Here is an 18,383-nt window from a genome sequence, read left to right as displayed (position 1 = left end):
GATGCCGCCGACCGGCACCTACCGGGTCCAGGTCCGGCCCGACTTCGACCTGAAGGCCACCGCCGAACTGGCCGACTATCTCGCCGAGCTGGGCGTCAGCCACCTCTACACCGCGCCGCTGCTCACCGCCGCCCCCGGCTCCGAGCACGGCTACGACGCGGTCGACCACGGCCGGGTCAACCCGCAGGTCGGTGGCGAGGACGGCCGGCTCGGGCTGGTCGCCGCGCTGCGCGCCGCCGGGCTGGGCCTGGTCGTCGACATCGTCCCCAACCACGCCGGGGTCGCCGTCGCCGCGGCCAACCCGACCTGGTGGGACGTGCTGAAACACGGCCAGGGCTCGCGGTACGCCGACTGGTACGACATCGACTGGTCCCGGGGGCGGCTGCTGCTGCCCGTGCTGGCCGACGAGCCGGACGCCCTGGACCGGCTCACCGTCTCCGGCGACGAACTGCACTACTACGACCACCGGTTCCCGATCGCCGACGGCACCGGCGACGGCTCCGCCCGTGAGATCCACGACCGGCAGCACTACGAGCTGGTGGCGTGGACGCGCGGCGACGCGGAGCTGAACTACCGGCGGTTCTTCGCGATCGCCGGGCTGGCCGGGCTGCGCGTCGAGGACCCGGACGTCTTCGCCGCCACCCACGCCGAGCTGCTGCGCTGGTACGCCGAGGGCGGGGTGCAGGGCATCCGGGTGGACCACCCGGACGGCCTGCGCGACCCGGGGGAATATCTGCAACGGCTGCACGACGCCGCCCCGGACGCGTGGCTCGTGGTGGAGAAGATCCTCGCGCCGGGCGAGCAGCTGCCGCCGTGGCCGATCGCGGGCACCACCGGCTACGACGCCCTCGCAGAGGTCGGCGGCGTCTTCGTGGACACCACCACGGAGGCGTTCTTCGACACCCTCGACCACTATCTCACCGGCGGCGAGACCTCCTGGCCCAACCTGGTGCACGACACCAAGTACCACGTCGCCACCACGCTGCTGGCCGCCGAGCTGGCCCGGCTCAGCCGGTTGGCTCCCGAGCTGGACGCGGCGCCGGGCCTGGCCGAGCTGGCCGCGTGCTTCCCGGTCTACCGGACGTATCTGCCGTTCGGTGCGCGGCACCTGGCTCGCGCCCGCGCCGAGGCGGGGCGGCGCCGCCCCCAGCTCATCGCGACCCTTGACCAGCTCACCACCCGGCTGCGCAACCCCACCGACGAGCTGGCGCAACGGTTCCAGCAGTTCACCGGCGCGGTGACCGCCAAGGGGGTGGAGGACACCGCGTTCTACCGGTGGACCCGGTTCACCGCCCGCAACGAGGTCGGCACCGACCCGACGAAGTTCGGGCTCACGGTCGACGAGTTCCACGACGCCGCGCAGGAACGCCAGCAGACCTGGCCGACCGGGATGACGACCCTGTCCACCCACGACACCAAGCGCGGCGAGGACGTCCGGGCGCGGCTGGCCGTGCTGGCCGAGCTGCCCGGCGACTGGACCGAGGTGATCCGCCGCTGGGTGCGGATCGCCCCGCTGCCCGACCCGTCGCTGGCCCACCTGATCTGGCAGGCCGCGGTCGGTGCGTGGCCGATCGGGCGGGAGCGCCTGCATGCGTACGCTCTCAAGGCCGCCCGGGAGGCCGGGACCGTGACCTCCTGGCGGCGGCCCGACGAGCGGTTCGAGGCCGCCCTGCGCGCGATGGTCGACACCGTCTACGACGACCCGGCGCTGCACCGCGAGGTGTCGGACTTCGCGGCCGCGATCACCCCGCCCGGCTGGTCCAACTCGCTCGGCCAGAAGCTGGTCCAGCTCACCATGCCCGGGGTGCCGGACACCTACCAGGGCACGGAGCTGTGGGACCACTCCCTGGTGGACCCGGACAACCGGCGGCCGGTCGACTTCGGCGACCGGCGCGCGCTGCTGGCCCGCCTCGACGGGGGCTGGCAGCCGCCGGTCGACGCGACCGGCGCCGCGAAGCTGCTGGTCACCAGCCGGGCGTTGCGGCTGCGCCGCCGGCATCCCGAGCTGTTCGGCACCTACCTGCCGGTCTTCGCGCAGGGGCGGGTCGGCGAGCACGCGCTCGCGTACGACCGCGGCGGGGTCGTCGTGGTCGCCACCCGGCTGCCGGTCGGGCTGGCCCGCCACGGCGGCTGGCACGACACCGCGTTGAGCCTGGACGGCAACCGCTTCACCGACCTCCTCACGGGCACCGACGTCTCGGGCCGCCACATCCCGTTGACCGACCTGCTGGCCACGTACCCCGTCGCGCTGCTGGTGAAGCAGTGACCCGGTTCGAGGTGTGGGCGCCGGAGCAGACCGTGCGGCTGCGGGTCGGCGGCACGGACCGGGACATGGCCCGCGGCGACGACGGCTGGTGGCGCCTGGAGGTGGCCGACGCCGGGCCGGGCACGGACTACGCGTACCTGCTGGCCGGGCACGACGCCGCGCTGCCGGACCCGCGGTCGCGGTGGCAGCCCGCCGGGGTGCACGGCCCCAGCCGGGTCTACGACCACGCCGCGTTCGCCTGGACGGACGCCGGGTGGACCGGCCGTCAGTTGCCCGGCAGCGTCCTGTACGAGCTGCACGTCGGCACGTTCACCGCGCAGGGCACGTTCGACGCCGCGGTCGAACGCCTGGACCACCTCGTCGACCTCGGCGTCGACCTGGTGCAACTGCTGCCGGTCAACGCGTTCAACGGCGACCGCAACTGGGGATACGACGGCGCCTGCTGGTACGCCCCCCACGAGGGGTACGGCGGCCCCGACGGGCTGAAACGCTTCGTCGACGCCTGCCACGCCCGCGGGCTCGGGGTGGTGCTGGACGTGGTGTACAACCACTTCGGTCCCAGCGGGGCGTACGCGCCGACGTTCGCGCCGTACCTCGCGGCTTCCGGCAGCAATCCGTGGGGTGCCGCGGTGAACCTGGACGGGCCGCGCTCGGACGGCGTGCGCCGGTACGTCATCGACAGCGCCCTGGCGTGGCTGCGCGACTACCACGTCGACGGGCTGCGGCTCGACGCGGTGCACGCCCTGGTCGACCACACCGCGACCCACCTGCTGGAGGAACTGGCGGTCGAGGTGGCGGCGCTGTCGGCGCACCTGCGCCGCCCGCTGACCCTGATCGCCGAGTCGGATCTCAACGACCCACGGCTGATCACCGCCCGGGAGGCGGGCGGGTACGGCCTGCAGGCACAGTGGGACGACGACGTGCACCACGCGCTGCACGCCCTGCTCACCGGCGAGCGGCAGGGCTACTACGGCGATTTCGGGTCGCTGGAGTGCCTGCGTACCGTGTTCGAGCAGGCGTTCTTCCACGCCGGGACCTGGTCGAGCTTCCGGGGGCGCCGGCACGGCCGCCCGGTCGAGGTGCGCACGTTGCCGGGGCACCGGTTCGTCGCGTACCTGCAGAACCACGACCAGATCGGCAACCGGGCCACCGGCGACCGGCTGTCCGCCATCCTGTCGCCGGGGCTGCTCAAGGTGGGCGCGACGCTGCTGCTGACCGGGCCGTTCACCCCGATGCTGTTCATGGGCGAGGAGTGGGGGGCCGGTTCCCCGTGGCAGTTCTTCACCGGCCACCCGGAGCCCGACCTGGCGGAGGCGGTGCGGCGGGGGCGGCGCCGGGAGTTCGCCGCGCACGGCTGGGCCGAGGCCGACGTGCCGGACCCGCAGGACCCGGCCACGTTCGCCCGTTCCACCCTGGACTGGTCGGAGCCCGGCAAGTCCGGCCATGCCGAGCTGCTGGACCTGCACCGGCGGCTGATCGCCCTGCGCCGCGAGCGCGCCGAGTTGACCGACCCCGACCTGAGCAGGGTGCGGCTGTGGCACGGCGAGGACGTCCTGGTGCTCCGGCGGGGACGGTGCGCGATCGCCGCCAACCTGTCCGCCCAGCCGCGGACGGTGGACCTGCGGGGACCCGCGGGTGCGGTGCTGCTGGCCACCGAGCCGGGCGTGGTGTCGCGCGACAGCGCGGTCGAGCTGCCACCGGAGTCGGCGGCGGTGGTCGAGTACCGCTGATCCGCCGCCCACCCTGCCTCAGGGTGCTCGCATCGCTACGTCACCATGGTCGCCGTGAAACATCGGAGCAAGTGGTACAGCCGGAGCCGGGCGAACAGGAAGAAGGACCGGTGGTGGGAGAACTGCGACTGCGCCTGCGACCTCTGCGACCTGCCGTTCTGTGACCTGAGCCTGGTGTCGTTCGGGCTGCTGGCGGCGGGGAAGCTGGGCGGGCGGCCGGGCCGGGCCGGTGCGCCACTGCGGGACCGGGCGGCGCTGAGCGCCATCCGGGCGTACCGGAAGGTGTCGCCACGGCTGCCCACCCGGTGCCGGTTCACCCCGACGTGCAGCGCGTACGGCCACGAGGCGATCAGCCGGTACGGTCTGCGCCGCGGGTCCGCGCTGGCCGCCGCCCGGGTGCGCCGCTGCCGCCCCGGTGTGCGGTACGGGACGCCCGACCCCGTTCCGTGACCTTGCGGCGACACCATGGGTCCGGCCCGGTTCGAGAGTGGAGTGTTTGACGATGGCGGATGCACGCAGCGCGCAGCCCGCGCCCCCGCACGGCGAGCTGCCGCCGCAGGGTGATCCGGCCGCGGAGGAGCCCGCCGCCGACCGGATCCTGCCCCGGCGCAACGCCATGGCCCTGCGGCTGGTCGCCCTGGCGGTGGCGCTGGTCCTGGCGATCGTGCTGGCGTTCGTGGTGGTGGTGTTCACCGGGCCGCCGTCCGTCGCCGAGCTGCGGGTGCAGGCCGGGCTCGACGGCAAGCGGGAACTGCTCATCGGCGTGAAGGACGACCAGCCCGGCGTGGCCCAGTTCGCGGACGGGCGGTGGACCGGCTTCGACATCGACATCGCGTACCTGATCGCCGAGGATCTGGGTTTTCGGCGCAGCGAGATCCGTTTCCTGTCGATCGAGAGCGAGGACCGGGCCCGCATGCAGGCCACGGACCGCAACGGCGAACGGGTCGGGGTCGACATGGTCATCGCCAGCTACAGCATCACCCCGGCACGCGAACAGATGGCCGGGGTGACGTTCTCCGCGCCGTACCTCTACACCGAGCAGGCCGTGATGACCCGGCACGGCCACGCGCCGGTGTCCTCGCTGGAGGACCTGAAGGGCCGCCGGGTGTGCAGCCTGGCGGCCTCCACGAGCGAATCCCCGGCGACGCGGGCCGACGTGCTGCTGGGCAGCCGCAAGAAGATCAGCGAATGCTTCCAGGCCCTGGACCGGGGCGACTTCGACGCGATCACCACGGACGCGGCGATCCTGGCCGGGTACCGGTGGAGATTCCCGGCGAAGTACGACCACTGGGATATCGGCCTCGATGTCACCGAGGCGTGGGGCGTGAACGTCGGCGAGAACCCGGCCCTGCGCGATCTGGTGAACCTCGCGCTGTACCGGTCCCGCAACGACCCCAAGGACAACCGGTGGGAGGAGGCCTTCGACCGCGACTTCCGGGTCGAGGAGGGGGTCAACGAGCCCGCCCCGATCGCGGTGGATTCCCAGCCCGCCGTCGACGAGCCCAACGTCCGGCAGTGGCCGTGGGAACGGGTCTGAGCGGGTGACCGAGCCGGTACCGACCCCGCCGCGGCGCTCGCAGCAGAACTGGCTGCTGGCCGCCCTGCCCGCGTTCCCCCTGCTGCTGCTCGTCCTGCGGTTGTGGTACCTGAGCCGCCAGGACCTGCCGACCATGCTGCTGCTCGTCCAGTACGTCAACCCGCTCGGCATGATCAGCGCCCTGTTCATCACGCTGCTGTGGGCCGTACCCGCGGTCGTGCTCGTGTTGCGGGCGCTCGGCGGCCTGCTGCTGGTCAGCGCGCGCGACCAGACCGGGGCCACCCGGTCGCTGCTGGCGGTGACCGCGCAGCGGATGCCCGACTGGGTGGTGGTCATCGCCGGCCTGCTGGCCGCGTTCACCTGGCAGCTGAGGTTCCTGCCCGCCCTGGTCATGCTGCTGGTGGTCATCATGGGCCTGACCGCGTGGCAGCGGCACCCGGACGACCGGCTCGTGCTGCGCGTGGTCTCGATCGGAGTGCCGGTCGCCGCGGCCGCGGTGGTGCTGGTGTGGGTGCTGCCCGGCATCGTGGACGCGGTCCGGCGCGGGGAGGTGGCCACGGCCGTGCTGCTGCTGGCGCCGCCGCTGCTGGGCACGATGCTGGCCGGTCCGGTGCCGGTCCGGTTCGCCCGGCTGGCCACGCACTGGCCGGCGGTGCTGGCGGCGCTGATCGCCCCGTTCGTCGTCGGTGTGGTGTTCCTGCGGGCGCCGATCCTGCCGACCTCGGCGGTCGAGGTCGCGACGGGCGACGGCGTCGAGGTGCTGCGCGGGCAGGTGATCACGGTCGACGACGTGGCCACCACGATCCTGGACCGGGACGGACTGGTCCACTTCGTGCGCAACGAGGACCTGCGTACTCGGACGATCTGCCCCGAAACGGCGGAGGTACCCGCAAGTGCCGTGGAGGTGCGGGGGTGGCCCGTCGAAGCCTCCGCACTCGAATGGGTGGCCCCCGCCCGGCGCCTCGCCTCCCTCGACCCGAGGTGCCTGGGCAGGCCTCTCGACCCTGCGTGAGCGGCACTGCCGGGCGGGCGGGCGCGCGGCGACCCGCCCGCCCACCCACCCTCGTGGGCCAAAGCGGTGACCGCGTGCAGACAGGCTCGACCCGACCTGGCAGGCTGCACGCCATGACCTTGCACCTTCGGTGGGCCGCCGTCACCGACCAAGGACGAGTTCGGAACACGAACCAGGACTGTTTCTACGCCGGTGACCGTTTGCTGGTCGTCGCCGACGGGATGGGTGGCATGGCCGCGGGCGACGTGGCGAGCCGCATCGCCATCGATGCGATGACCTCGCTCGACGTCCCGATCGACAACGAGCAGCAGATGGACGCCCTGCACAAGGCGCTGGAGGTGGCCAACGGGAAGATCGCGGAGACGGTCGCCGCCGACGCCGCGCTGGTCGGCATGGGCACCACGCTGACGGCGGTCATCTTCTCCGCCGACCGGGCGGCGCTCGCCCACGTGGGCGACTCCCGTGCCTACCTGCTGCGCGACGGACGGCTCAACCAGCTCACCAAGGACGACACGTACGTGCAGATGCTGGTCGACCAGGGGCTGATCCGTCCCGAGGAGGCCGGCAGCCACCCGCGCCGGGCGGTGGTCACCCAGGCGTTGCAGGGTGAGCCGGTCAGCCCCGCGTACGTCATCGTGGAGCCGGTCTCCGGTGACCGCTGGCTGCTGTGCAGCGACGGGCTCACCGGCGTGGTCGCGCCGGAGCAGATCGAGGCCGAGATGCTCCAGGTCGCCGACCCGCAGCAGTGCGCCGAGCGCCTCGTGCAGCTGGCCCTCGACGGCGGCGGCCCCGACAACGTCACCGTCATCCTCGCCGACCTGACCGTCGCCCCCTGACTCCTCAGCCGCGCCGGTTGGTGCGGCGGGTCGGTGCCGCGCTCGTCGGGTCCTCGGGCCACGGGTGCCGCGGGTAGCGGCCGCGCAGCTCGGCGCGCACCTGCGGGTACCCGGTGACCCAGAACGACGCCAGGTCCCGGGTCACCGCGACCGGGCGGCCCGCGGGCGACAGCAGGTGCAGCAGCACCGCCACCCGGCCCTCGGCCAGCCGCGGCGCCGCCCGCCAGCCGAACGTCTCCTGCACCTTCACCGCCAGCACCGGCGCCGCCGGGTCCGCGTAGTCGACCCGGATCAGTGACCCGCTGGGCACCGGCAGCCGCTCCGGCGCCACGTCGTCCAGGCGGCCCGCGACCGGCCACGGCAGCAGCCGCCGCAGCGCGCTCGCCACGTCGATCCGGGCCAGGTCCGCGCGGCGGCGCACCCCGGCGAGGTCCAGCCAGTCGTCGGCGGCGGCCAGCAGCGCCGCGTCGTCCACCGGCGGCCACTGCTCGCCGAGCGCGGCGTGCGCGAACGCCATCCGCTGCCGCAGCCGGGTCGCCGCATCCGTCCACGCCAGCAGTCCGAGCCCCTCGCGGCGCAGCCCGTCCAGCACCGCCGCGCGCAGCCGTTGCGGGTCGGGCGCATCCAGCCGCCGCTCGGCCAGGGTGATCGCGCCGAGACGGCGCACGGCGCGGGCCACCACGTCGCCGTCCACCCAGCCGATCTCGGTCGCCTCGCTGCACAGGGCCGCCGCGGCCTCCCGCGCGGTGGTCTCGTCCAGCGGGGCGGCGGCGCGGATCCGCGCGGTCCGTGCGCCGGGTGCCCGGTCCGCGTCCGCGACGGCCAGCCACGGCGTCCCGGTCAGGCCGCTGCCGGCCGCCAGCTCCGCGGCGGTCCCGCCCGCCATCAGGTACGCGCGCCCGCCCGGCTCCCGCGCCTGCGCCACCCGCTCCGGGTACGCCAGCGCGACCACCAGCCCGGCCGCCAGATCGTCCGGCAGTCCACCGTCGCCCGCGCGTTCGGTGCCGTGCCGGGACAGCACCGCGGTGAGCCGCCGGACCTCCGCGCGCCACGTCGCGCCGCCGTCGCGGCGGGCGCGGCGCCACGTGGCCGCGAGATCGTCGCCGTCCGTGCGGTCCTCGTCGAGCAGCGCCACCACCTCGGCGGCCCGCCGGGCACCGATCGCGGACGCGCCGTCCAGCAGCGCCCGGGCCAGGCGCGGATGCAGGCCCGCTCCGGCCAGGGCCCGGCCGCGCGGGGTCACCCGGTCCTGCTCGTCCAGCGCGCCGAGGTCGCGCAAGGTGCCCACGGCGGTCCGCAGCGCCCCCGGGGGAGGCGGGTCGGGCAGGCTCAGGCCGGTGCCGTCCGGGTGCCCCCACAGCGCCAGGTCCAGGGCGAAGCCGGTCAGGTCGGCGGCCGCGATCTCCGGCTCCGGCTGGGCGGGCAGCCGGTCGTGCTGCGCCGGGGACCAGCAGCGGTAGACCCGTCCGGGCGCCTCGCGGCCCGCGCGGCCCGCGCGCTGCTGGGCGGCCGCCCGGGAGACCGGCACCGTCACCAGCGCCCCGAGGCCGCGCGCGTGATCCATCCGCGGCACCCGGCTCAGCCCGGCGTCGACCACCGCGCGGACCCCGGGCACGGTCAGGCTGCTCTCCGCGACCGCGGTGGCCAGCACCACCCGCCGTCCGTGGCCTGCCGCGCTCGCGGTGTCGCCGGTGGGCGGGCTCAGCACAGTGTCCTGGGCGGCGGCGGGCAGGCGGCCGTGCAGGGCCAGGACCCGCGCGTCCACCCCGCGCAGCCGGTCGGCCACCGCCTCGATCTCGCGGGCGCCCGGCAGGAACACCAGCACGTCGCCGGGCCCGTCGCCCAGCGCGCGCCGGACGGTCGCGGCGACATGGTCCAGCAGGCGCGGGTCGACGCGCAGCCCGTGCGGGGCGTCGACCGGCTGCCGCGGCGGGCACCAGTGCACCTCCACCGGGAACAGGCGGGCCGCCGCAGTGACCACCGGTGCGCCTCCGAGCACCTGCGCCAGCCGGTGCGACTCGGCGGTCGCCGAGGTGGCCAGCAGCCCGAGGTCGGGCCGCAGCGCGGCGCGCACCTCCACCAGGAACGCCAGCGCGAGGTCGGCGTCCAGCTGCCGCTCGTGGCACTCGTCGAGCACGACCAGCGCGGTACCGGGCAGCTCGGGGTCGCGCTGCAGGCGGCGCACCAGCACGCCGGTCGTCACCACCTCGACCACCGTGTCCCGGCCGGCGCGCCGGTCGCCGCGCACGGTGTATCCGACCCGGCCGCCGACCTGCTCGCCGAGCAGTGCGGCCATGCGCCGGGCGGCGGCGCGGGCCGCGACCCGCCGCGGTTCGGCCACCACCACCCGGCCCCCGGCGGCACCGGCCAGGGCGAGCGGGACCACGGTGGTTTTGCCGGTGCCCGGCGGCGCCACCAGCACGGCCGCCCCGGCCTGCCGCAGCGCGCCGGTCAGCTCCGGCAGGACCGCCCGCACGGGCAGGTCCGGCAGGGCCTCGGCGGCGATCAGCACCGGCCCATCCTCGCAGGCCCGTCGTCGCCGCCGCCGTCGGCCGGATCTCGACGGCCCGCGTCCCCGGGGAGTGTGACCGTAGTGATCGACCGGTGTAATTTCCTCCGCAAACCGGTGCGCGACGCGTGGCGGCCTGCTTGACTGTCCGTCAGCGCACGAAGGGGTGAGCGTGGCCGGCATCGAGGTGTTCAACTCCCTGCCCGCGCAGGATCTGGAGGCCCGGTTGGCCGCCTGCTGCGCGGCTCCCGACTGGGGTGTCGCGCTCGCGGCGGGCCGCCCGTACCCGGACCGGATCCGGTTGTTGGCCGCAGCCGACGCCGCCTCCGCCGCTCTGACCTGGGATGACGTCCTCAAGGGCCTGTCCGCGCATCCACGGATCGGCGAGCGTGCCGTGGGTGACTCCCGCGAAGCCCAGTGGTCGCGGCGCGAGCAGTCCGCGGCGGCGACCGAGGACGAGGCGACCCGTGCGGCGCTGGTCGAGGCGAACCGGGCCTACGAGGAGCGGTTCGGCCACGTGTTCCTCATCTCCGCGAGCGGGAAATCGCCGGAGGAGATCCTCGCGGCCGCGCGGCAACGGCTGGCCAACGATCCGACCACCGAGCGCGCGATCGTGGCGGACGAGCTTCGCAAGATCGCCCAGTCGCGGCTGTGGAGGCTCCTCGATGAGCTCGGCTGACGGCACCGAACCGGAGTCGCACGCCCGGATCTCCACGCACATCCTGGACACCGTCGCGGGTGAGCCCGCCCGCGACGTGTACGTGCGGCTGGAACGCCACGACACCGACGGCTGGCGTACGGTCGCCGAGGGCCGCACCGACGACGACGGCCGCCTGCGCTACCAGGTGGGGCTGCACGAGTGGCAGGCGGGCGGGTACCGCCTGCTGTTCTATGTGGAGCCGTACCTGGGTGGCAAGGCGTTCTTCCCGGAGATCACGGTGGCCTTCCACGTGCACGACCCGGACCGGCACTACCATGTGCCGCTGCTGCTGAGCCGGTACGGCTACACCACCTATCGAGGGAGCTGACGCGTGGCGATCGTGCTCGGGCCCAACCGGTACGGCAAGGCGGAGACCCGCCTGGTGCGCGTGGTCCGCGACGGCGACACCCACGCGCTGACCGACCTCAACGTCAGCGTCTCCCTCGCCGGTGACCTGGCTGCCACGCACCTGACCGGCGACAACAGCGCGGTGCTGCCGACCGACACGATGAAGAACACCGTGTACGCGTTCGCCCGCGAGGGGCTCGGCGAGCCGGAGGCGTTCGGGCTGCGGCTGGCCCGGCACTTCGTGCAGACGCTCGGGCACGTGGACACCGCGACCGTGACGATCGAGTCGTACGGGTGGCGGCGGCTGGGCCCGCACTCGTTCCAGCGCACCGGCGACCTGACCCGGACGGCGACGGTGACGGTGCACCCGGCGGGCGTGCAGGTGGTGTCCGGGATATCCGACCTGGTGCTGCTGAACACGACCGCCTCGGAGTTCCACGGCTTCATCAAGGACCGGTACACCACCCTGCCGGAGACCTCGGACCGGATCCTCGCCACCGCCGTGAACGCGCGCTGGCGCCACCTCGGCGACGACACCGACTGGGCGGGCTCGTTCGACGGCGTGCGTGACGCGCTGGTGTCGGCATTCGTCAACACGTACAGCCACTCGCTGCAGCAGACGCTGCTGTCCATGGGCACCGTGGTCCTGAGCCGGCGCCCGGAGGTGGCCGAGGTGCGGCTGGCGCTGCCGAACAAGCACCACTACCTGGTCGACCTGGCGCCGTTCGGGCTGGACAACCCGGGGGAGGTGTTCCAGGCCGGCGACCGCCCGTACGGGCTGATCGAGGGCACGGTGACCCGCGACGACGCGCCCCCGGCCACCACCGGCTGGTATCTGTGATCTTCATCCAGTGGGACGCCCGCTGTGCCGCTCACCCTACCGGCCAGTAACCTACGGGCATCCGCAGTGCTGCGAAGGGAGCCCCGCACGTGACCGAGATCCTCTCCGCCGAGGCCGTGGCGTTCGTCGAAGACCTGAACCGCCGGTTCCGGCCGCGCCGCAACGAACTGCTGGCCCGGCGCGCGCAGCGCCGTGCCGAGATCGCCGCGGGCGGCACGCTGGGCTTCCTGCCCGAGACCGCCGACATCCGCGCCGGGGACTGGACCGTGCCGCCCGCCCCGGCCGACCTCACCGACCGCCGCGTCGAGATCACCGGCCCGACCGAGCGGAAGATGACCATCAACGCGCTCAATTCGGGCGCCAAGGTGTGGCTGGCCGACCTGGAGGACGCCAACACCCCGCACTGGGCCAACGTCGTCGACGGCCAGCAGAACCTGTACGACGCGATCCGGCGCACCATCCGCCTGGAAACCCCCGCCAAGACGTACGAGCTGGGCGCCGGGCCGTACCCGACGATCGTCATGCGCCCGCGCGGCTGGCACCTCGACGAGCGGCACCTGCTGGTCGACGGCGAGCCCGCGGTCGGCGCGCTGGTCGACTTCGGCCTGTACTTCTTCCACAACGCCAAGGAGCTGCTGGAGCGGGGCAGCGGCCCGTACTTCTACCTGCCGAAGATGGAGTCGCACCTCGAGGCGGCCCTCTGGAACGACGTCTTCGACCACGCCCAGGACACGCTCGGCATCCCGCGCGGCACGATCCGGGCCACCGTGCTCATCGAGACGATCCCGGCCGCGTTCGAGATGGACGAGATCATCCACGCGCTGCGCCCGCACCTGGCCGGGCTCAACGCGGGCCGGTGGGACTACCTGTTCAGCATCATCAAGTACTTCCGCGACAACCCGGACATGGTGCTGCCGGACCGGGCCGCCGTGACGATGACCGCGCCGTTCATGCGGGCGTACACGGAACTGCTGGTGTCGACGTGCCACAAGCGCGGCGCGTTCGCGATGGGCGGCATGGCCGCGTTCATCCCCAGCCGCCGCGACCCCGCGGTCAACGAGGTGGCCCTCGCCAAGGTCCGCGAGGACAAGGAGCGCGAGGCCGGGGACGGCTTCGACGGCTCCTGGGTGGCGCACCCCGACCTGGTGCCGGTCTGCCAGGAGGTGTTCGACCGGGTGCTGGGCGACAAGCCCAACCAGCTCGACCGGCGTCGCGACGACGTGCTGGTCACCGCCGAGCAGCTGCTCGACGTCTCCGCCACCCCGGGCGCGGTCACCGAGGCCGGGCTGCGCAACAACGTCGACGTGGCACTGCAGTACCTGGAGGCGTGGCTGCGCGGCAACGGCGCGGTCGCCATCCACAACCTGATGGAGGACGCGGCCACCGCCGAGATCTCCCGGTCCCAGATCTGGCAGTGGATCCACAACGGGGTCCGCCTCGAGGACGGCACCCCGATCACCGCCGACCTCGTGGGCCGCATCGAAGACGAGGAACTGGTCAAGATCCGTCAGGCCATCGGCGACGAGGCGTGGACCGCCGGCCGCTTCGACGACGCCCGCAAGCTGTTCGAGCGGGTGGCGCTCGCGGACGACTTCGCGGACTTCCTCACGACCGTGGCGTACGACGCCATCGACTGATGCGGCCCACCGACTGATGCGTCTGCACGACTCCGACCGGGCCGCGCTGGATGCCCGGCTCGCCGCCCACGACGCGTTCCTCACGGAGCGCTACCCGGGCGAGCGGGCCGGGCGCCAGCCGGTGCACACCGTCTACGTGCCCGCCGACCGGCTCGCGGACTTCCGCGAGTGGGGCGCCCAGGCGGTCGCGGCGATGGACCGGTACGGGTTCCCGTTTCCGGGCGCCGACGCGGTGCGGTCGAAGCTCGCCACCGAACCGATCGAGGACCTGCGCGTCGACTTCGAGGACGGCTACGGCGTCCGCGACGACGCGCAGGAGGACGCGGCGGTCCGCGCCGCCGTGTCCGTGCTGCGCGCGGGCCCGGTGCCGCCGTTCGTCGGCATCCGGATCAAGTCGCTGGAGGCCGCCACCCGGCACCGGGCCCTGCGCACCCTCGAACTGTTCCTGGAGTCCTATCCGGACCCGTTCGTCATCACCCTGCCCAAGGTCAGCGGCGCCGACCAGGTCACCGCGATGGTCTGGCTGTGCGAGCGGCTGGAGGCGGCATACGGGCTGGCCGCGCAGACGCTGCGGTTCGAGATCCAGATCGAGCTCCCCGCGGCCGTGCTGGGCGCGGACGGCACGGCCACGGTCGCCCGGCTCATCACGGCCGCGGCCGGGCGCTGCCCCGGCCTGCACTACGGCACGTACGACTACAGCGCGGCGGCCGGAGTGGCGGCGGCGTACCAGTCGATGGAGCACCCGGCCGCCGACCACGCCAAGGCGGTGATGCAGGCCGCCGCCGCCCAGACCGGGGTACGGCTGTCCGACGGCTCCACCAACGTGCTGCCCGTGGGCACCCCGGCGCAGGTGCACGCCGCGTGGGAACTGCACCACCGGCTCGTCCGCCGCTCCCTGGAGCGCGGCTTCTACCAGGGCTGGGACCTGCACCCCGCCCAACTGCCCACCCGGTTCGCGGCCACGTACGCGTTCTTCGCCGACGGCCGCGACGCCGCGGTGACGCGCCTGCGCCGCTATCTGGACCGCCAGGACAGCGGTGTCCTCGACGAACCCGCCACCGCCCGGGCCCTGGCCGGCTACCTGCTGCGCGGCCTCGACTGCGGCGCTCTGGCCGACACCGGTTTCCCCCGCACCGAGTTGACCGCCCTCGTCTCGGGCTGATCCATGGCCGGCGGCCGCGCCGCCGGGATCCCGGCGGTTGGCCTGCCGACCCGGGCTCGCCGGGGCAACGCCACCCACGGGCCGCGTCCGGGCCGCTACGCTCAGCCCATGGCCGATCTCGTCGTCCGGTCCCGGCGCGCGGTGACGCCCGCCGGGCAACGACCGGCCGCGGTCGAGATCGCCGACGGGCGCATCGTGGCCGTGCACGAGTACGGCGCCCGCATCGACGCCGACCACGACATCGACCTCGGTGAGCTGGCCCTGCTGCCCGGCCTCGTCGACACCCACGTGCACGTCAACGAGCCCGGCCGTACCGAATGGGAGGGCTTCGCCACCGCCACCCGGGCCGCGGCGGCCGGTGGGGTCACCGCCATCATCGACATGCCCCTCAACAGCATTCCGCCCACGGTGACCGTGGCCGCGTTGGAGGTCAAGCGCGCGGCCGCCGCCGGCCAGTGCCACGTCGACGTCGGCTTCTGGGGCGGCGCCGTGCCCGGCAACACCGACGACCTGCCCGCCCTGCACGACGCCGGGGTGTTCGGCTTCAAGGCCTTCCTCGCCGACTCCGGGGTGCCCGAGTTCCCGCCGCTGGACCCCGACGGGCTGGCCGGTGCGCTGGCCGGGGTCGACGCCCGGTTCGTGCTGCATGCCGAGGACCCGCACCACCTGCATGCGGCCGCGTCCTCCCCGGCGTACGCCGACTTTCTCGCCTCCCGGCCGCCCGACGCCGAGCACGCCGCGGTCGCCACCGCGATCGCCGCCGCCCGCGCGGCCCGCGCCCGCGTACACATCCTGCATCTGTCGGCCGCGGACGCGCTGCCGCTGATCGCGGCCGCCCGCGCCGACGGGGTCCGGGTCACCGCCGAGACCTGCCCGCACTACCTGACCCTGGACGCGGCGGAGATTCCCGCCGGTGCCACCGAGTTCAAGTGCTGCCCGCCGATCCGGGACGCGGCCAACGCCGACCGCCTGTGGGCGGCGCTCGCGAACGGTCTCATCTCCTGCGTGGTCAGCGACCACTCGCCGTGCACCCCGGAGCTGAAGCACGCCGACTCGGGCGACTTCGCCGCGGCGTGGGGCGGCATCGCCTCCGTCCAGCTGGGTCTGCCGGTGGTGTGGACCGCCGCCCGCGCGCGGGGGCACAGTCTCGCCGAGGTCGTCGACTGGATGGCGCGGCGCCCTGCCGACCTGGTCGGGCTCACCCGCAAGGGGCGCCTCGCGGTCGGCGCGGACGCCGACCTGGTGGCCTTCGACCCCGACGCCACGTTCACCGTGGACCCGTCGCGGCTGCACCACCGCAACCCGGTTACCCCGTACGCGGGCCGGACCCTGTCGGGTGTGGTGCACACAACCTGGTTGCGCGGCCGCAGCGTGACCGGCGACCAACCCCACGGTCGCCTGCTGGAAAGGGAGGATCCGTGACCGACGATTTCACCGCGCTGCCCGACCTCGCATCGCGCACCCTGGGCGGGAGCATCGTGTACGCGAACGACGAGTTCTTCGCCGCCGCGGACCACCTGCTGGATCCCGCTCCGCCGGTGTTCGAACCGCGCACCTTCGACCTGCGCGGTCAGGTGTACGACGGCTGGGAGACCCGCCGCCGCCGGGTCGACGGCACCGACCACGTCATCGTCCGGCTGGGCGCCCCCGGCGTGGTGTACGGCGTGGACGTCGACACCACGTTCTTCGTCGGCAACTACCCGCCGCACGCTTCCGTCGAGGCGTGCGCGCTGGACGGCTACCCGGACGCCGACGAACTGGCGGCGGCCGACTGGGTGGTGCTGGTGCCGATGTCGCCGGTCAAGGGCGACGGGCACAACCTGTTCGCGGTGGACGCGCCGTACCGGTTCACCCATGTGCGGCTGACCATCCACCCCGACGGCGGGGTGGCCCGGCTGCGGGTGCACGGCGAGGTCGTGCCGGACCCGCGGCTGCTGCCGGGTGTGTTCGACGTCGCCGCCGCCCTGCACGGCGGGCGGATCGCCGGGTGCAGCGACCGGTTCTTCGGCCACCCGGAGAGCATGCTGGCGCCCGGGCTGGCCGCCAGCATGGGCGACGGCTGGGAGACCGCGCGCCGCCGCGACGACGGCAACGACTGGGTGCTCGTCGAGCTGGCCGTGCCCGCCGTGATCGAGCTGGCCGAGCTGGACACGACCTGGTTCAAGGGCAACGCGCCCGGCCGGGCCGCCCTGCACGCGGTGGACGTCCGCACCGGTGCGCTCGATGACGCGGCGGACTGGTTCGAGCTGCTACCCGCCGTCCGGCTGATGCCGGACACCCCGCACCGGTTCCCTGTGACGGTGGTGCCCGCGGCCACCCACGTACGCCTGGACATCTACCCCGACGGCGGGATGGCCCGGCTGCGCCTGTACGGCCGCCCGGACCCGGCCGGTGCCGACGCCCTGCAGGCCCGCTTCGACGAGACCCGCCTGCCACCGCGCGAGTAACGGTCGTCGGGCCCGATACCGGTACGCCGGTATGGCGGGCGGGAGCTACGGTCTCGGCGTGGATGTGATCGTGGGGCGCAGCGTCACCCTCGTGCTGATCGACCGCGCCGGGCAGCCCCTCGGGGCGCTGCCGCCCGTCACCGTGCCGCTGCCCTGGTGGCAGGAGGTCTCGGACGTGGTGGCGGCCGTGCAGGCCCGCGACGGTGTCGAGGTGCAGGTGCTGCGGCTGTTGCACGGCTCGGGCGACGGCCCGGTCGGCGGCGAGGTGCGGTACCTGGCGCAGCTGACCGGCAACCCGCCGATCGCGCTGGAACCCGCCGAGGTGGATCTGTCCCCCCAGCCGCACCGCGCCCCGTTCGCGCAGCCGGGCGGGCCCGCCGACTCGGTGCGCTGGGCGGTGGCCGCCCTCGCCGCCCTCGGCACCGGGGAAGCCGTGGCCCACCAGCAGCGCACCTGGAACCTGTCCGCGATCTGGCGGCTGGACGCCGGTGGCGTCCCGGTGGCGTGGCTCAAGCAGGTGCCCGGGTTCTTCGCGCACGAGCCCGCCGCGCTGCGGCTGGTCGGGAGCGTCGCCCCGGGCCTGGTGCCGCCGCTACTGGCGACCGGCGCGCACGGCCGGATGCTGCTGGCACACGTCCCCGGGACGGACGGGTACGGCGCGGGCGCCGACGTGTGCGCCGAAATCGCGCGGGCGTTCCACCCGGTGCAGGCGCACTTCGCGGGACGGGTCGACGACCTGCTGGCCGCGGGGCTGCCCGACCGGCGCCCGGCGGCCGAGCCGTTCACCCGCGTCGCCGCGCCGTACCTGGATCAGATCGCGGGGCTGGGGGAGCTGATCGACGGCCTGCCCCGGCGGCTGAACGAGGTGGCCGCCTGCGGGCTGCCGCCGACGCTGGTGCACGGCGACCTGCACCCGGGCAACGCCCGCGTGGGTGCCGGGCGGCCGGTCCTCATGGACTGGGGCGACGCGACCGTCGGCCACCCGGCGTACGACATCCTGCGGCTCACCGGCGGCCTGCCCGCGGGTGACGCCGACGCGCTCGTGGCGGCGTGGGCGCTGCGCTGGCGGCGGGACGCTCCCGGCAGCGACCCGATGCGGGCGGTCGAGCTGATGCGGCCGGTCGCAGCGCTGCGCGCGGCCCAGGTGTACGCGGATTTCCTCGCCGCCATCGAGCCCGCGGAACGGCCGTACCATGCCGCGGACGTACCCGAACGGCTCAGCGCGGCGGCCGCGGCGGCGGGCTGAGCACCTGCCGATCAAGCACAGTGGACTGATAGGCTTTCCGGATGCCGGCGCGAGAGGTGTCGGCGGAGTTCCAGCCCGGTCACCTCCCGGCCGTCGGCAACGCCCGACGTCG

At 74.3% G+C, this 18,383-nt stretch carries 15 protein-coding genes; 14 read left to right on the top strand and 1 reads right to left on the bottom strand.

Annotation, left to right across the window (positions count from 1 at the left end):
* The first annotated feature begins 1 nt into the window (after position 1).
* The 6 genes from treY (at position 2) to ACMCNO_RS24585 (ending at position 7,381) form a co-directional block, all read left to right on the top strand.
* Positions 2 to 2,266, top strand: coding sequence for a malto-oligosyltrehalose synthase (gene treY, locus ACMCNO_RS24610; protein WP_412751804.1), 2,265 nt, complete (start codon positions 2 to 4; stop codon positions 2,264 to 2,266).
* Entirely contained in the window at positions 2,263 to 3,996 is a 1,734-nt protein-coding gene (treZ, locus tag ACMCNO_RS24605; protein WP_412751803.1) for a malto-oligosyltrehalose trehalohydrolase, read from the top strand. The genes treY and treZ overlap by 4 nt, the downstream gene beginning before the upstream one ends.
* Before the next feature lie 54 nt (positions 3,997 to 4,050).
* A complete protein-coding gene (gene yidD, locus ACMCNO_RS24600; RefSeq protein WP_412751802.1) occupies positions 4,051 to 4,446 on the top strand; it encodes a membrane protein insertion efficiency factor YidD in 396 nt (131 codons plus the stop codon).
* A gap of 52 nt (positions 4,447 to 4,498) precedes the next feature.
* Positions 4,499 to 5,533: a transporter substrate-binding domain-containing protein gene (locus ACMCNO_RS24595; protein WP_412751801.1), complete on the top strand. Its 1,035-nt coding sequence runs from the start codon at positions 4,499 to 4,501 to the stop codon at positions 5,531 to 5,533.
* A gap of 4 nt (positions 5,534 to 5,537) precedes the next feature.
* Positions 5,538 to 6,545, top strand: coding sequence for a hypothetical protein (locus tag ACMCNO_RS24590; RefSeq protein WP_412751800.1), 1,008 nt, complete (start codon positions 5,538 to 5,540; stop codon positions 6,543 to 6,545).
* Positions 6,546 to 6,658: 113 nt separating this feature from the next.
* A complete protein-coding gene (locus ACMCNO_RS24585) occupies positions 6,659 to 7,381 on the top strand; it encodes a PP2C family protein-serine/threonine phosphatase (protein ID WP_412751799.1) in 723 nt (240 codons plus the stop codon).
* 4 nt (positions 7,382 to 7,385) lie between these two features.
* On the opposite strand, the gene hrpB is transcribed toward ACMCNO_RS24585, so the two are convergent.
* Positions 7,386 to 9,887, bottom strand: coding sequence for an ATP-dependent helicase HrpB (hrpB, locus tag ACMCNO_RS24580; protein WP_412753803.1), 2,502 nt, complete (start codon positions 9,885 to 9,887; stop codon positions 7,386 to 7,388).
* 175 nt (positions 9,888 to 10,062) lie between these two features.
* Between hrpB and uraD the strand changes: the two genes are divergently transcribed.
* The 8 genes from uraD (at position 10,063) to ACMCNO_RS24540 (ending at position 18,271) form a co-directional block, all read left to right on the top strand.
* Entirely contained in the window at positions 10,063 to 10,569 is a 507-nt protein-coding gene (gene uraD / locus ACMCNO_RS24575; protein ID WP_412751798.1) for a 2-oxo-4-hydroxy-4-carboxy-5-ureidoimidazoline decarboxylase, read from the top strand.
* Positions 10,556 to 10,918, top strand: a complete 363-nt coding sequence (gene uraH / locus ACMCNO_RS24570) for a hydroxyisourate hydrolase (RefSeq protein WP_412751797.1) — start codon at positions 10,556 to 10,558, stop codon at positions 10,916 to 10,918. Before uraD ends, uraH begins: the two co-directional genes overlap by 14 nt.
* A 3-nt stretch (positions 10,919 to 10,921) precedes the next feature.
* On the top strand, positions 10,922 to 11,779 hold the full coding sequence (gene pucL / locus ACMCNO_RS24565; RefSeq protein ID WP_412751796.1) for a factor-independent urate hydroxylase: 858 nt from the start codon (positions 10,922 to 10,924) through the stop codon (positions 11,777 to 11,779).
* 89 nt (positions 11,780 to 11,868) lie between these two features.
* The gene (gene aceB, locus ACMCNO_RS24560; RefSeq protein WP_412751795.1) at positions 11,869 to 13,416 is read left to right on the top strand and encodes a malate synthase A; all 1,548 of its coding nucleotides are present in this window, start codon (positions 11,869 to 11,871) and stop codon (positions 13,414 to 13,416) included.
* Between the two features lie 16 nt (positions 13,417 to 13,432).
* The gene (locus ACMCNO_RS24555) at positions 13,433 to 14,578 is read left to right on the top strand and encodes a DUF6986 family protein (RefSeq protein ID WP_412751794.1); all 1,146 of its coding nucleotides are present in this window, start codon (positions 13,433 to 13,435) and stop codon (positions 14,576 to 14,578) included.
* Between the two features lie 108 nt (positions 14,579 to 14,686).
* Positions 14,687 to 16,000 (top strand): allantoinase AllB, encoded by a 1,314-nt coding sequence (gene allB / locus ACMCNO_RS24550; protein WP_412751793.1) that lies wholly within the window; start codon positions 14,687 to 14,689, stop codon positions 15,998 to 16,000.
* The gene (gene alc / locus ACMCNO_RS24545; protein WP_412751792.1) at positions 15,997 to 17,025 is read left to right on the top strand and encodes an allantoicase; all 1,029 of its coding nucleotides are present in this window, start codon (positions 15,997 to 15,999) and stop codon (positions 17,023 to 17,025) included. The genes allB and alc overlap by 4 nt, the downstream gene beginning before the upstream one ends.
* 58 nt (positions 17,026 to 17,083) lie before the next feature.
* Complete coding sequence (locus ACMCNO_RS24540; protein WP_412751791.1) at positions 17,084 to 18,271, top strand: phosphotransferase; 1,188 nt, start codon at positions 17,084 to 17,086, stop codon at positions 18,269 to 18,271.
* Positions 18,272 to 18,383: the final 112 nt, after the last annotated feature.

The organism is Krasilnikovia sp. M28-CT-15 (assembly GCF_047159595.1).
Classification (GTDB): Bacteria; Actinomycetota; Actinomycetes; order Mycobacteriales; family Micromonosporaceae; genus Actinoplanes.
The sequence above is the reverse complement of the archived record's forward strand: the minus strand, read 5'-3'. Positions and strand labels throughout refer to the sequence as shown.